Annotated in this window: 16 protein-coding genes; 15 read left to right on the top strand and 1 reads right to left on the bottom strand. The window is 70.9% G+C overall.

From position 1 onward, the window contains the following. The first annotated feature begins 153 nt into the window (after positions 1-153). From MMF98_RS16285 to MMF98_RS16215, 15 genes are all read left to right on the top strand, one after another. A complete protein-coding gene (locus tag MMF98_RS16285; protein WP_243307717.1) occupies positions 154-2,322 on the top strand; it encodes a hypothetical protein in 2,169 nt (722 codons plus the stop codon). Positions 2,323-2,426: 104 nt separating this feature from the next. After that, the gene (locus MMF98_RS16280) at positions 2,427-3,068 is read left to right on the top strand and encodes a hypothetical protein (protein WP_243307716.1); all 642 of its coding nucleotides are present in this window, start codon (positions 2,427-2,429) and stop codon (positions 3,066-3,068) included. A 12-nt stretch (positions 3,069-3,080) separates the two neighbouring features. Next, complete coding sequence (locus MMF98_RS16275; protein WP_243307715.1) at positions 3,081-3,716, top strand: hypothetical protein; 636 nt, start codon at positions 3,081-3,083, stop codon at positions 3,714-3,716. Between the two features lie 10 nt (positions 3,717-3,726). Continuing rightward, positions 3,727-4,380, top strand: coding sequence for a hypothetical protein (locus MMF98_RS16270; RefSeq protein WP_243307714.1), 654 nt, complete (start codon positions 3,727-3,729; stop codon positions 4,378-4,380). Beyond that, the gene (locus MMF98_RS16265) at positions 4,377-4,904 is read left to right on the top strand and encodes a hypothetical protein (RefSeq protein WP_243307711.1); all 528 of its coding nucleotides are present in this window, start codon (positions 4,377-4,379) and stop codon (positions 4,902-4,904) included. The genes MMF98_RS16270 and MMF98_RS16265 overlap by 4 nt, the downstream gene beginning before the upstream one ends. Continuing rightward, the gene (locus MMF98_RS16260) at positions 4,901-5,761 is read left to right on the top strand and encodes a COG1470 family protein (protein ID WP_243307710.1); all 861 of its coding nucleotides are present in this window, start codon (positions 4,901-4,903) and stop codon (positions 5,759-5,761) included. The genes MMF98_RS16265 and MMF98_RS16260 overlap by 4 nt, the downstream gene beginning before the upstream one ends. An 18-nt stretch (positions 5,762-5,779) precedes the next feature. Then, on the top strand, positions 5,780-6,433 hold the full coding sequence (locus tag MMF98_RS16255; RefSeq protein WP_243307708.1) for a hypothetical protein: 654 nt from the start codon (positions 5,780-5,782) through the stop codon (positions 6,431-6,433). 100 nt (positions 6,434-6,533) lie between these two features. Next, positions 6,534-7,634 (top strand): LacI family DNA-binding transcriptional regulator, encoded by a 1,101-nt coding sequence (locus MMF98_RS16250; protein ID WP_243307706.1) that lies wholly within the window; start codon positions 6,534-6,536, stop codon positions 7,632-7,634. A 321-nt stretch (positions 7,635-7,955) separates the two neighbouring features. After that, a complete protein-coding gene (locus tag MMF98_RS16245) occupies positions 7,956-8,627 on the top strand; it encodes an amino acid ABC transporter permease (RefSeq protein WP_243307705.1) in 672 nt (223 codons plus the stop codon). A gap of 30 nt (positions 8,628-8,657) precedes the next feature. Then, positions 8,658-9,311 (top strand): amino acid ABC transporter permease, encoded by a 654-nt coding sequence (locus MMF98_RS16240; protein ID WP_243307704.1) that lies wholly within the window; start codon positions 8,658-8,660, stop codon positions 9,309-9,311. A 44-nt stretch (positions 9,312-9,355) separates the two neighbouring features. After that, complete coding sequence (locus MMF98_RS16235; RefSeq protein ID WP_243307703.1) at positions 9,356-10,153, top strand: transporter substrate-binding domain-containing protein; 798 nt, start codon at positions 9,356-9,358, stop codon at positions 10,151-10,153. Positions 10,154-10,320: 167 nt separating this feature from the next. Further along, on the top strand, positions 10,321-11,085 hold the full coding sequence (locus MMF98_RS16230; protein WP_279343710.1) for an amino acid ABC transporter ATP-binding protein: 765 nt from the start codon (positions 10,321-10,323) through the stop codon (positions 11,083-11,085). After that, entirely contained in the window at positions 11,085-12,077 is a 993-nt protein-coding gene (locus tag MMF98_RS16225) for a sugar kinase (RefSeq protein WP_279343709.1), read from the top strand. The genes MMF98_RS16230 and MMF98_RS16225 overlap by 1 nt, the downstream gene beginning before the upstream one ends. Further along, positions 12,074-13,081 carry a 2-hydroxyacid dehydrogenase gene (locus MMF98_RS16220; protein WP_243307702.1) on the top strand — a complete coding sequence of 336 codons (1,008 nt, stop codon included), beginning with the start codon at positions 12,074-12,076 and terminating at the stop codon, positions 13,079-13,081. The genes MMF98_RS16225 and MMF98_RS16220 overlap by 4 nt, the downstream gene beginning before the upstream one ends. Positions 13,082-13,276: 195 nt before the next feature. Continuing rightward, entirely contained in the window at positions 13,277-14,191 is a 915-nt protein-coding gene (locus tag MMF98_RS16215; protein ID WP_243307701.1) for an SDR family NAD(P)-dependent oxidoreductase, read from the top strand. Positions 14,192-14,223: 32 nt separating this feature from the next. On the opposite strand, the gene MMF98_RS16210 is transcribed toward MMF98_RS16215, so the two are convergent. Then, positions 14,224-14,577, bottom strand: a complete 354-nt coding sequence (locus tag MMF98_RS16210) for a hypothetical protein (protein ID WP_243307700.1) — start codon at positions 14,575-14,577, stop codon at positions 14,224-14,226. Between the last annotated feature and the right edge of the window lie 20 nt (positions 14,578-14,597).

Below are 14,597 nucleotides of genomic sequence, written 5' to 3'. Positions count from 1 at the left end.
AAATAGTTTCAAACTCAAAACAACCCCAAGAAACAGGAACTTTTGTACTCGTCATTTTCCGGGTGATTCGCCGTTTTGCAGTACGTGCGCAAGAATTTTTCAGATGTTGGGAAGTCACGATATCGAGCCTCCTGCCGTTGGCAATGCATCGCATTGGCCATCTCTCTGGCCGCTGGGGCCGTGCATGCCGGCCCCGCCGGCAGCACGGGCGTTCCGGCCGCGGACGTGCCGCAGCCCCAGGTCGAGTCCCTGGACCGCTTCCAGGCCGAACAGGAGCGCCTGAGAAAAATGCTGGCTAACCGACCCAAGGCCTACGAAGACAAGGTCATGGACGCCAGCGTGCTGCCGTCCATGGCTGAGGACGACCGGCCGCCCGACCCGGACCAGACCGGCTTTCGCGGCTACGTGGTCGAAACGCGCATGGGCACGGCCCGCTCCGATTCGGGGCTGGCGCTGCGCAGCGCCACCGAACTCGGCCAGCGGCTCGAATACCGCCGCGAAACCCTGAACTACGGGGATTTCCTGGTGCAGCTGGACTGGCGCGACAGCCAGGGCGCAGCGGGCCTGGGCGGCGGCCCGCTGGGCTATGCCACCGAGAAGTCCAGCGCCCGCTTCACCGTGCGCAACCTCGGCTTTCCCATCACCCCCAGCCTGTTCGCCGACACCACCGTGGGCGACATGTCGAGCGAGATCACCGACGCCCTGACGCGCGCCTACCGGCTGTCGCTGGGCAGCGGCATGGTGCGCGGCATCGGCATGCGCGTGTTCGACGGCCTGTCCGACCTGCGCGTGGGCTTCGGCGCGCGCGGCAACCTCGCCGGCGGCCCCTACCCCGGCTACGAGCGCAGCCAGGGCTCCCTGGCCTGGGCCGGCTACAGCCGGCGCCTGTCCGGCGACACCTTCGCCGGCCTGCAGGTCAACCAGGCCAGCGGCATTCCCGCCTACTCCGCCGCCGGCTTCACGAGCCTGACCGACAACGTCACCAGCCTGGCCGCCAGCGTGGGCTACGGCAGCGACCTCTCCCTGAACAGCACCGGCAAGGGCCGCCTGATGTACGTGCGCAGCCAGACCTCGGCCCCGATCGCGGACCGGGCCAACAGCGCGCAGGGCTTCTTTGCCGAGGGCGGCTTCCGCTGGTGGGGCCTGCGGCACGAGATGGGCGCCTACAGCGCCGAACCCAACCTGCGCTTCGGCGACCTGCTGCTGCCCGCCGACAACCGCGGCGCCTACTGGCGCATGGACGGCAGCAGCATGCGCCTGACCTGGGGCTTCGGGCTGAGCCTGGAAGACCAGAACCCGCACCGCGACCCGGGCCGCCTGGCAGGCCGCCGCCTCGGCCTGAATGCCAACGCCCAGTACCGCCTGAACCGCGACGACACCGTCGGGGCCAACGTCAACCTGAGCCGCAATCGCTACGACAGCGGCACCAATGGCCTGCCCGACCTCGGCGCCGGCATGCGCAGCGTCTACGCCAGCGGCTACTACCAGACCCGCCTGGCGCCCGGCTGGGGGCGCAGCCGCCTGCGCCTGACGCTGCGCCGCGACGAGGTGCTGGTGACCAACGGCCTGCCCGCCACGGGCGACGAGATCGAGTGGGAGCAGGACTGGATCGCGGGCCGCTACGAAACCCAGCGGCCCGAGTTCGTCACCACCCTGGGCCTGGCGCGCGACCGCAGCAACGGCATCCCCGAAACGCGGCCCACCGCCGGGGTGGTGTTCCGCTTCTGGCCCGAGGCCAGCTGGAATATCGGCGGCAGCCTGCGCTACACCGCGCGCGACAGCAACCTGGCCACCAGCCGCGGCCTGTCGGGCACGCTGGACTTCGAGAAGGTGCTGCAGCACGGCTGGCGCCTGGGCGGCACGCTGGTCATGAACCAGGCCACCGTGAACGTGGCCTCGCCGGTGCTGGGCGCGCCGCAGGTCAGCCGCAGCAACGACAAATACGCCTCCGTCTACCTGCGCTGGGAAGGCAGCGGCGGTTCGAGCTACCAGGGCGCGGGCCTGCGCGGACCGGGCTCGGCCGGCGGCGGCAGCCTGGACGGCATCGTGTACTTCGACGTCAACCGCGACGGCGAGCAGCAGCCCGGCGAGGGCGGCGTGCCCAACGTCGAGGTGATCCTGGACGGCCGCTACCGCGTCACCACCGACCGCAACGGCCGTTTCGATTTTCCGCTGGTCGGCACCGGACGCCACCAGCTGACGCTCAAGCTCGAGAGCGTGCCGCTGCCCTGGGGCGCGGTGCAGGACCGGGGCGTGAGCGTCGATGTTCCGCTGCGTGGCCAGGCCACCGCGCGCATCCCTGTGGTGCGGGTGGGGGAATGACCATGCAACGACGCCTGCGCCCCCCACCCGGCCATCCCTCCCTGGCCATCGACCTGTTCCCGTTTGTTTCTCAACCTGAAAGCGAAAGAAAGGAAACCTTTGCCATGAACCTCCTGCATCTCCAACGCGCCGCCGTCCTCACCGGCGCCCTGCTGACCCTCGCCGCCAGCCTCGGTGCACGCGCCGAGAGCCAGTACGGCTACGACGCGACCGGCACGAGCGGCGCCCGCACCGCCACGGCCAAACTCGACATCAACATCGTCGTGCCCAAGCTGATCCTGCTGCGCGTGGGCAGCAGCGGCACCACCGTGAACTCGGCCAACCTCACGGCGGCCCTCAACACCGGCATCCCGGGCGGCGTGAACAACCCGTTGACCGACGGCAGCAACAACGCCTCGGGCTGGGACGGCACGGCGCCGGTCTGGACCACCGCCACCTCCAGCTCGGTGCAGGCCTGGGCCTGGACCAACGCCTCGGGCGGCGGCAAGGTCGACGCCGCCGTCACGACGGCGCTGGCAGGCGGCGCCGGCCTGACCGCCGCGGACGTCACGGTGGCCAGCACTGCTGTCTCCGGCGGCGGCCTCGCCCACCCGGGCACCGACACGGGCACCAACGCCACCACGACCTTCACGCGCAACACCATCGTGAGCTCGAACTGGGTGTTCTCCGTCTCGGCCTCGGCACTGGCTGGCGCAGCGGCCGGCAGCTACACCCAGCAGATGACCTACACCGCCACCACCCTGTAAGGAGCCCTCGCAATGCAGTACATCCTCTCTCCCCGGGGCCGGCGGCTGCGGCGCCTGTCCGCCGCGCCGGGCCTGCTGTGCCTGGCGCTGGCGGCCAGCGCGCCTGCGCATGCCGAAAGCACCTATGGCTACAGTGCCGTCGGCACGGGCGTCGTCACCGCCACCGCGCGCGTCAACCTGAGCGTCACCGTGCCCAAGCTGATCCTGCTGAAGGTCGGTTCGAGCGGGGGCACCATCGATACGCTGTCCTGGACGACGGGCTTCAGCATTCCGGCCACACCCACGACCCCCTCGGTGACCGCCAACAATGCCCCCGTCACCTGGAACGGCACTGCGCCGACCGTGAGCACCTCGGCCGACCCCGCCGCGCTGGCGGTGGCGGCGTGGAGCAACTCCACCGGCTCCACCGTCAACTGCGCCGCCACGGCGATTGGCGCGGGCGGCCCGACGCTGGCCAATTTCGCGGTGACCGCGACGGGAACACTGCCTCACCCGGGCGCCAACCTGGGCTCCTGCGCGGCCACCCCCGCCATTGCGGCCAACACCCTGGTGTCGTCCAACTGGGCCTATGCCCTGGGCGGCACGCCCGCGACCTGGCTGGCTGGTGCCTACAGCTCCGTGGTGACCTACACGGCGACCAGCCTCTGAGGCCACGCCCATGAACGCCCAGGCCGCGCCGCACCGCGCCGGCGCCCGCGCCACCCCGGCACGCACGGCGCTGGGCGCCGCCCTGGGCGCGATCGCCCTGTTCTTTGCACAGGATGCGCAGGCGGTGTTCACCTGGGCCGGCGGTTTCTTTCCGGCGCAGAGTGTCACGCTGCGGGTCGGCTCGGCCAACGCCACGGTCAACAACGTCACCTTCAACGTCAACAGCGCCAGCCTGTTCCTGAACCCGGTGCCCGTCACGGGCACACCCGGCAACGGCACCCCGGCGACCACCCCGGCAAACGGCACGGAAATCCAGATCGATGCGGCGATGCCCGGGCTCTTCGGCACCTACACCCTGGCCCTGAGCGTGGATTCCTCCGCCGGCCTGAGCTGCGTGGGCGGCACCGGCTGCGGCACCACCCTCATTCCGTTCAGCACCATCAGCTGGACCTCCTACAACCTTGATGCGGGGGGCGGCGACATCCAGACCGGCACCTTCAACGGCGCGGCCGGCCAGCCCCTCGCCAGCAGAAGCCAGGCCTCCGGCTTGTTCGGCGGCACGCTCACCATGCGAAACGTGCTGATCTTCCAGTACGACAACGCCACGCTGTACCCGTCGGGCACCTACCAGGGCCGCGTGGTGTACACCGCCACCAACCTATGACGCGCCGGCCTGCTCTGCTGACGCCACGCGCCGGGTCGTGGGCTCTGGCGGCGGCCCTGCTGGCGGGCGCTGCCAGCCCCGTGGCCGCGGCCGACCGACTCGACGACAGCGCCTCGCCGCGCAGCCGCGTGCCGGCCCAGGTCGTGATGAGCAACGAAGGCCGGCCGCTGGCCGACAGCCTGAACCCGGTCACGGCCACCGTGAAGTTCGGCCGCGTCGACTACAAGCTGGCCACCGCCCGCTACGTCGGCCGCCAGGCCCGCATCTACTACGTCGTTCCGGCCCAGATCAACGGCCTGCGCTCGCCGGCCGGCCTGCGCGTGGACTGGCGCGGCTACGGCCTGTTCGCCAGCGGCAGTGCCCGGCCAGGCGAGCGCCAGCTGGTATGGACCGGCACGGTGCGCGAGGCCTGGATGAGCGACGGCCTGGACCTGAGCTTCCAGCTCGACCTGCGCGAGCTGCAGCGGCCGCGCGACGGCCAGTTCGGGTTCGAGTCCTATTTCGAAATCGAGGTTTCCCCATGACTCCCTTTTCTCTCCTGGGCCGCAGCGTCGATGGACGCTCTGCCCTGCGCCGGCAGGCAGCCCGCCTGCTGGGCGCCCTGGCGCTGGCCAGCGCCGGCCTGCCGGCCCTGGCCGCTTCGTTCGAGGTTGCGATCTCGCCTTCGCGCTTCGAAGTCACGGGCAAGAGCGGCGCCCGCATCGGCCAGTCGCTCAACATCTTCAACGTGGGCACCGCCCCGTCCGAGGTGTCGGTGCGCACGCTCGACTGGACCTACTCCGAGAGCGGCGAAGTGGGCTACCACGACGAGCTGCTGCCGGGCAGCTGCCGGCCCTGGGTGACGCTGGAGCGCAAGCTGCTGCGAGTCATGCCCCAGGCCAAGACCGCGTTCCGCTTCCAGGTCGACATCCCGGCCGATGCGCCGCGCGGCGAGTGCCGCTTCATGCTGGCCATCGAGGGCGTGGAGCCGGCCTACCGGGCCCAGCTGCAAAGCGGCGGCGCCAGCCTGAGCCTGCCCGTGAGCGGGCGCATCGCGGTGGCGGTGTACGTGATGATCAACGGTGCCGAACCCAGGCTCGAGGTGCAGCAGGTCGGCGTCAAGGAGATCAACGGCAAGCGCACCCCCGTGATCACGGTCGGCAACCAGGGCGATGCCCACGGCCGCCTCGAAGGCGGCCTGGAGGCGGTGGACGCCAAGGGGCTGAAGTTCGACCTGCTGCCCGAGGGCACGCCCATCATGCCGGGCCAGACCCGCACCCTGCCGCTGCTGCCGAAAGCCGAGTCCGGCCAGAAGCCGCCCGAGGTGGTGCTGCCGGTCCGGGCCAGCGGCCAACTCGACTGGGACCTGGGCAGCTTCAAGGTGAATGCCGAGTTCAAGTAGCCTCCCGCCGCCTCCGCCATGACGCCCCTGCCCGCGTGCCCTCCCCCGCGCCTGCGCCAGCCCGCCCTGCGGGCGCTTGCGCTGCTGCTGGCGCTGGGCGGCACCCTGCCAAGCGCCCTGGCCCACCAGGGCAGCACCGGCACGAACTCGTCCACCGCCAACCTCGATTTCGTGCTCAACATCGGCAAGTTCATCTTCTTTCGCGTCGGCACGGGCGCGTTCCCCACGGCCAGCGCCACGGTGGATACCGTGGCCTTCAATGCCGTGCCCGCCATTCCCGCCGGCGCCGTGGTGCCGGTTGCCGGCAACAACACCACCGTGGTCTGGAATGGCGCCTTGCCGGCCTTCACGGCGGCAGCGACCAGCCTGCCGGTCGAAGTGCGCAGCAACGCCGGCCAGATCAGCATCCGGGCCACGGCCACGACGCCGTTGAACAGCGGCGCCAACAACATTCCGCTGTCGCAGATCGTGCTGAGCTCCAGCGACGCCAACCTGCCCGCGCCCGTGGTGCCCAACACCGGCACCGGGCCGGCGGTGAACGTCACGGGCACGGCCTTTTCCAACCTGGTCACGGTGCGCAGCGCCAACTGGACTTTCTCGTACAACCCGCTGGCGACGCAGCGCGCCGGCGTCTACACCGGCCAGATCAGCTTCACGGCCTCGTCGCCCTGAACGCGCACGCGCGGCTGGACAGCCGGCGCAGCCGGGCGCTATCATCCCTGCATCGACTGAAACTGGTTTCAGTCACCCCGCCCCTTCGCCCGCCCCCTTCATGCCCGACCCCCGCCCCCCGCGTGCACGCGCTGCCGCCCGCCCCACGCCAGATGCCTCCGCCCCGCCCGGCGCCCGCCGCGCCACGATCGACGACGTCGCGCGCGCCGCCGGCGTGTCCAAGGCCACGGTGTCGCGCTTCCTGAATCACCGCGAGACCCTGCTCACGCCCGACATCGCCACGCGCGTCGAAACCGCCGTCGCGGCCCTGGGCTACTCGCCCAGCCCGATGGCGCGCGCGCTCAAGCGCGGGCGCTCGCGGCTGATCGGGCTGGTGGTGGCCGATGTGACCAACCCGTTCTCGGTGGCCGTGCTGCGCGGCGCCGAGCGCGCCTGCCAGCAGGCGGGCTACCTGCTGATGCTGTTCAACCTGGGCAACGACAGCGGCCGCGAGCGCGCCGCGATCGAGGCGCTGGCCTCCTACCAGGTGGAAGGCTTCATCCTCAACACGCTCGGGCGCGACGCCGGCGCGGTGGTGGACGGCGCGCGCCAGGGCCGCCCCGTGGTGCTGGTGGACCGCCGCCACAGCGGGCTGCAGGCCGATTTCGTCTCGCTGGACAACGCCAGCGCCGTGCACATGGCGGCCGGCCACCTAGCCGAGCAGGGCTGGCGCGACCTGCTCTACGTGACCGAGCCGATGCGCGGCGTGAGCTCGCGCCTGGAGCGCGAGGCGGCGTTCCGCGCCTTCGCGCAGCAGGCCGATGGCGTGCGCGGCCAGACCTTCGAGAGCCAGGACGGCGACGGCGCCACCGACGCGCTGGCCGAGGCCCTGCGGGCCTGGCGCGCGCAGGCCGCGCCGCGCCGCGCCGCCGTGCTGTCGAGCAACTCGGTGATCACCCTGAGGCTGGCCGGCGCGATGGCGCGGCTGGGCTGGCACTGGGGCCGGGAGCTGGGCCTGGTCGGCTTCGACGACACCGACTGGGCGCCGCATGTCGGCCCGGGCATCACCACCATCGCGCAGCCCACCGACGACCTCGGGCGGCTCGCGGCCAACTGCCTGATCGAGCGGCTGCAGGGGCTGGTGCTGCCGCCGCGCCAGATCCTGCTGCCAGGGCAACTAGTGGTGCGGGGTTCGTCGCTGGGCTCGCTGGCGCCGGCCTGAAGCGGGGCCGGCCGGCGGGCGGCGGCGAGAAAACGGCCCGGCGGCGGATTTTTCAAGCCAAATCGGCCCGATGTCCTCGTCCCCTGGTCCTTTCCAGCTATCAAATCAGGAGTTCCCGCGCGCGCCTCGCGGCGCCATGCCCGCCGGCCCGGCGGCCGTCCGGCACCGGCCAGGAAACCCGGAGCGCCCCAGGCGCTCCAAACCCCATCAGGGTTACTACGAATTTTTGACAGAAACCGGTTTCTTATAATTCAGAAATCGGTTTCAGAGAATCAAGGCATCAGCCCGCCCTGCGCGAGCCCCTGAGACAGGACTCTTCACGTGAACTACGACTTTCAATTCGGCGACGTCTTCGCGGCCTGGCCCCTGCTGCTCAAGGGCACCTGGATCACGCTCCAGCTCTCGTCGCTGGCCATGCTGATCGGGCTGGGCGTGGCCATCCTGTGCGCCTGGGGCAAGACCGCCGGGCCGCGGCCCGTGCGCTGGCTCGTGAACGCCTACATCGAGGTCATCCGCAACACGCCGTTCCTGGTGCAGCTGTTCTTCTTTTTCTTCGCGCTGCCGGCCATCGGCCTGCGCTGGTCGGCCTACACCGCGGCGCTGGTGGCGATGGTGATCAACCTCGGCGCCTACGCCACCGAGATCATCCGCGCCGGCATCGAGGCCATCCCCAAGGGCCAGATCGAGGCGGGCCTCGCGCTCAACCTCAAGCGCTGGGAGATCTTCCGCTTCGTGATCCTCAAGCCCGCGCTCAAGGCCATCTACCCGGCGCTCACCAGCCAGTTCATCCTGCTGATGCTGAGCTCGGCCGTGGTCTCGGTGATCTCGGCCGACGACCTGACCTCGGTCGCGGCCACGCTGCAGTCGCAGACCTTCCGCAGCTTCGAGATCTACATCGTCGTGGCGGCCATCTACCTCGGCCTGTCGATGGCGTTCTCGGCGCTGTTCAAGCTCGTGTACCGGCACACGCTGGACTACCCCGACCGCCGCTGACCCCCTCCGCCTGAACGGACACCCCCTCCCATGCGCACCTTCGGCTTTTCCGAATTCCTGTTCATCCTCGAAGCCGCCAAGTGGACCCTGGCGCTGTCGGCCATCGCCTTCGCGGGCGGCGCCGTCGTCGGCCTGCTGGTGGCGCTGGCGCGCACCGCCGAGTCGCCGCTGCCGCGCGCGCTGGCGGGCGGCTTCATCCAGGTCTTCCAGGGCACGCCGCTGTTGCTGCAGCTGTTCCTGATCTTCTTCGGCGCGCCGATCCTGGGGCTGCAGATCAACCCCTGGCTGGCCGCCAGCGCCGCGCTCATCCTCAACAGCGGCGCCTTCCTTGGCGAGATCTGGCGCGGCTGCATCCAGGCCATCCCGCGCGGCCAGTGGGAGGCGGCGCAGGCGCTGAGCCTGTCCTACGTCTCGCGCATGCGCGACGTGATCCTGCCGCAGGCCTTCAAGATCGCCGTGCCGCCCACCGTGGGCTACGGGGTGCAGATCATCAAGGGCACCTCGCTGGCCGCCATCATCGGCTTCACCGAGATCACGCGCGCCGGCCAGGTCATCAACAACGCCACCTTCCAGCCGCTGCTGGTGTTCAGCGCGGTGGCGGCCCTGTACTTCGCGCTGTGCTGGCCACTGTCGCTGCTGGCCGCGCGCATCGAGCGGCGCCAGGCCGCCGCGCACGCACGCTGAGCCCCTTTTTTTCCTTCCCCCCAAGCAACCCCAAGGAGACCTTCATGACCCCCATCGCTTCCCGCCGCGCCTTCAACGCCGCCCTCGGCGCCCTCGGCCTGTCGCTGCTGGCGCCGCACGCCGTGCGGGCCCAGACCGTGGCCGACCTCAAGAAGAAGGGCGAGATCACCATCGGCATGCTGGTGGACTTCCCGCCCTACGGCACCACCAACGCACAGAACCAGCCCGATGGCTACGACGCCGACGTGGCCAGGCTGCTGGCCAAGGACCTGGGGGTCAAGCTCAACCTGATCCCGGTGACCGGCCCCAACCGCATCCCCTTCCTGCTGACCAACAAGGTCGACCTGCTGGTGGCCTCGCTCGCCATCACGCCCGAGCGCGCCAAGCAGGTACAGTTCTCGCAGCCCTATGCCGCGGCCACCATCGTGCTGTACGGCTCGGCCAAGGCCGCCATCAAGTCGGCCGCCGACCTCAAGGGCCTGCGCGTGGGCGTGGCCCGCGCCAGCACGCAGGACGTGGCCGTGACCAAGAGCGCGCCCGAAGGCACCGAGATCCGCCGCTTCGACGACGACGCCTCGGCCATGCAGGCGCTGCTGTCGGGCCAGGTGGACGCCATCGGCTGCTCGGTCACCGTGGCCGCGCAGATCGCCAAGCGCGCGCCGGCCGGCGCCTTCGAAGTCAAGTTCAACCTGCTGCAGCAGGCCATGGGCATCGCGATGCGCCAGAACCAGCCCGAGCTGCTCAAGGCCGTGAACGACTTCGTGGCCCACAACACCAGCAACGGCGAGCTCAACAAGCTCTACCGCAAGTGGCTCGAGACCGATCTGCCGAAACTTCAATAACCCCCAGGCTGCGCGACACTGCGTGCCGCTTCGCCTCCCCCCTGGAAGGGGGCTCCACCTGCGGCCCGGCCCAGCCGGTCCCGCGGTGTGCCGCGAAGGGGCCGCGTTGCGCGGGCCGCTGATTTCGCGGGCGCGGCTCCACTACTGATTTTTTGGGAACCTCCATCATGACGACCGACGCAGAACCCATCATCCGCATCGAGGCGGTGAGCAAGTGGTATGGCGAGTTCCAGGTGCTGACCGACATCGACCTGTCGGTGCGCCAGGGCGAGCGCATCGTGATCTGCGGCCCCTCGGGCTCGGGCAAGTCCACGCTGATCCGCTGCATCAACCGGCTGGAGACGGTGCAGCAGGGCCGCATCGTGGTGGACGGCATCGAGCTCACCGCCGGCGGCCGCAACGTGGACTCGGTGCGCGCCGAAGTCGGCATGGTGTTCCAGCAGTTCAACCTGTTCCCGCACCTGACCATTCTCGAGAACTGCACGCTGGCGCCGATGCGCGTGCGCGGCATGGGCCGCGAGGAGGCCGAGGCCGTGGCGATGAAGTACCTCACGCGCGTGCGCATCCCCGAGCAGGCCCGCAAGTACCCGAGCCAGCTCTCGGGCGGCCAGCAGCAGCGCGTGGCGATCGCCCGCGCGCTGTGCATGACGCCCAAGATCATGCTGTTCGACGAGCCCACCTCGGCACTCGATCCCGAGATGGTCAAGGAAGTGCTCGACACCATGATCGGCCTGGCCGACGACGGCATGACCATGCTGTGCGTGACGCACGAGATGGGCTTCGCGCGCAGCGTGGCCGACCGCGTGATCTTCATGGCCGATGGCCGCATCCTCGAGCAGGCGCCGCCGGCGCAATTCTTCAGCCAGCCCCAGCACGAGAAGACGCGCAGCTTCCTCGGCCAGATCCTGAGCTCGCACCAGGCGGGGGCCTGATGGCCGGCGCAGCGCTGCCGCCGCCAGACGGACACGAAGGGGGCGGACTGGACGTCGTCACCTTCGGCGAGGCCATGATGCTACTGGTGGCCGGCCAGCCCGGCCCGCTGGAAGCCGCGGCCACTTTTCACAAGCGCACCGCCGGCGCCGAAACCAACGTGGCCATCGGCCTGGCGCGCCTGGGCCTGAAGGTCGGCTGGGCCAGCCGCCTGGGCACCGACTCCATGGGGCGCTACCTGCTGGCCGAGATGCGGCGCGAAGGCATCGACTGCTCGCACGTGGTATGCGATGCAAGCCAGCGCACGGGCTTCCAGTTCAAGGGCCGCGTCGACGACGGCAGCGACCCGCCGGTGGAATACCATCGCAAGGGCTCGGCCGCCAGCCACATGGGGCCGGACGACATCGACGCGCCCTGGCTCACCGCAGCGCGTCATCTGCACGCCACGGGCGTGTTCGCGGCCGTGTCCGGCAGCACGCTGGCGCTCAGCCAGCGCAGCTTGGCGCTGATGCGCGCGGCCGGCCGCACGATCTCGTTCGACACCAACCTGCGGCCCACGCTGTGGGCCTCGCCCGAGGCCATGCGCGAAGGCATCAACCAGCTCGCGGCGCAGGCCGACTGGGTGCTGCCCGGCCTCGAGGAAGGCCGCCTGCTCACCGGCGACGGCACGCCCGAGGGCGTGGCGCGCTTCTACCTCGCGCAGGGCGCGAAGCTCGTGATCGTCAAGCTCGGCGCCGACGGCGCCTACTACGAAGGCCAGCACGCCGGCCAGCCGGTGCGCGGCCGGGTGCCCGGTGTTCCCGTGGCCCGCGTGGTGGACACCGTGGGCGCGGGCGACGGCTTCGCGGCCGGCGTGGTCAGCGCGCTGCTCGAAGGGCTGGACGTGGAAGCCGCCGTGCGCCGCGGCACCTGGATCGGCGCGCGCGCCGTGCAGGTGCTGGGCGACACCGAGGGCCTGCCCACGCGCGCCGAACTGCGGGAGGCCGGGCTGTGAGCCATGCAACGACGACGCGCCAGAAGGTGCTGGTGTTCCGCGAGCTGCCGCTCGCGCAACTGGCACGGCTGCAGGCCGCGCATGAAGTGACGGTGGCCAACCCGCGTGCCGGCGAAGCGCAGCGCGCCGCCTTCGAGGCGGCCCTGCCCGAGGCCGACGGCCTGATCGGCTCCAGCTATCCGATCGACGACGCCCTGCTGGCGCGCGCGCCGCGGCTGCGCGTGATCTCCAGCATCTCGGTCGGCGTGGACAACTACGCGCTGGCCGCGCTCGCGGCGCGCGGCATCCTGCTGTGCCACACGCCCGGCGTGCTCACCGAAACCACGGCCGACACGATCTTCGCGCTCATCATGGCCACGAGCCGCCGCCTGGTGGAGCTGTCGCAGCTGGTGCGCGAAGGCCGCTGGACGAAGAACATCGGCGAAGACCTGTTCGGCCGCGACGTGCACGGCAAGACGCTGGGCATCCTCGGCTTCGGCCGCATCGGCCAGGCGCTGGCGCGCCGCGCCGCGCTGGGCTTTGGCATGCCGGTGCTCTACACCGCGCGCCGCCCGCTGGACCTGGCCGCGCAGGCGCCCGAACTGCAAGGGCACGCACGCCACGCGCCGCTGGACGAGGTGCTGGCGCAGGCCGACATCGTGGCCGTGACCCTGCCGCTGAGCGACGCCACGCGCGGCCTGCTGGGCGCGCGCGAGTTCGCGCGCATGAAGCCCGGCGCGGTCTTCGTCAACGGCGCGCGCGGCGCCATCGTGCAGGAGGACGCGCTGCTCGCGGCGCTGGACAGCGGCCATCTGGCCGCTGCCGGCCTGGACGTGTTCGCCACCGAACCGCTGCCGCTGGACTCGCCGCTGCGCACGCACCCGCGCGTGACGCCGCTGCCGCACATCGGCTCGGCCACCATCGAAACGCGGCTGGCCATGGCCGAGCTCGCCACCACCAACCTGCTGGCCGCGCTGGCTGGCCAGACGCCGCCGGCGGTGTACCGCGGCGCGGCGGCGGGCTGAAGCCCCCCCGCACCCGGAATGTTCAACGAAATCGGCCGCATGTCCAGGTACAGCGGTCGTTTTCAGCTATCAATTCAATAGCATCCTGAGTGTGCGGCCGGCACCGCGCTGTCGCACAGGCGCATCGCGCCAACGCGGCGCGGCCCGTAAACTGGCGGCTTTTTGCACGACGGCACAACCTGATCGAGGAGCAGCATGAGCAAGATCGACTTCACCGGCCGCGTGGCCATCGTCACCGGCGCGGGCGGCGGCCTGGGGCGCGAGCATGCGCTGGCGCTGGCTCGCCGCGGCGCGCGCGTGCTGGTCAACGACCTGGGCGGCACGGTGGACGGCAGCGGCGGCTCGGTGTCGGCCGCGCAGGCGGTGGTGGACGAGATCCGCGCCGCGGGCGGCGAAGCCATCGCCAACGGCGCCTCGGTCACCGACGCGGCGGCGGTGCAGGCCATGGTGCAGCAGGCGCTCGACGCCTGGGGCCGCGTGGACGTGCTGGTCAACAACGCCGGCATCCTGCGCGACAAGAGCTTCGCCAAGATGGACCCGGCCGACTTCCGCCTGGTGCTGGAGGTGCACCTGATGGGCGCCATGCACTGCACCCAGGCCGTGTGGCCGCACATGGTGGCGCAGAAATACGGCCGCGTGGTGTTCACCACCTCGTCCAGCGGCCTGTACGGCAACTTCGGCCAGAGCAACTACGGCGCCGCCAAGATGGCGCTGGTGGGCCTGATGCAGACGCTCTCGCTCGAAGGCCAGAAGCACGGCATCCACGTCAACTGCCTGGCGCCGACGGCGGCCACGCGCATGACGCAGGACCTGTTCCCGGCCGGCATGCTCGACGCCTTCGGCCCCGCGGCCGTGGTGCCCGCGATGCTGGTGCTGGCAGCCGAGCAGGCGCCCACGCGCACGGTGCTGTGCGCCGGCGCGGGCAGCTTCGAGGCCGCGCACGTCACGCTCACGCACGGCGTGCACATCGGCGCGGGCGCCGACGCGCCCGAGCAGCTCGCGGCGCGCCTGGCCGAAGCCACCGACCGCCACGGCGAGCAGGTGCCGGGCAGCGGCGCCGCCCAGGGCGCCAACGAGATGGCGCTGGCCGCCGCTCCGCGCACGGCCTGACGCGGCTGAGCGCGAGGGCCGCGCTCAGCCTTTTAGCTGTGCGAGCTCATCGGCAGCGCGGTGGACTGGCCGGGCGCCTCCTGGCCGGTCGCATGGCCGGCATGCACGGCCTGGTCATGCATCTGGTCCGAGCTCATGGTGGACTGCATCGGCTTCGGCGCGGTGGACTGGCCGGTGGCCTCCTGGCCGTTCGCATGGCCGGCGGCCATGGCGCTTGCCTGGGCATCGGCCGGCGACACGGTGGAATTCATCATCGGCATGGCCGTCGACTGGCCGGTGGCCTCCTGGCCGTTGGCATGCGGATAGTCCGACTGGGCAAAACTGGCGCCCGCGCCCAGGGCGGCGAGCACGGCGACGGCACCGAGAATGTGGGTGGATGCACGCATGGGAGATCTCCATTTGGTTT

Source organism: Variovorax terrae, from assembly GCF_022809125.1.
GTDB lineage: Bacteria > Pseudomonadota > Gammaproteobacteria > Burkholderiales > Burkholderiaceae_C > Variovorax_A > Variovorax_A terrae.
This window is presented reverse-complemented; position numbering and strand designations above follow the sequence as displayed.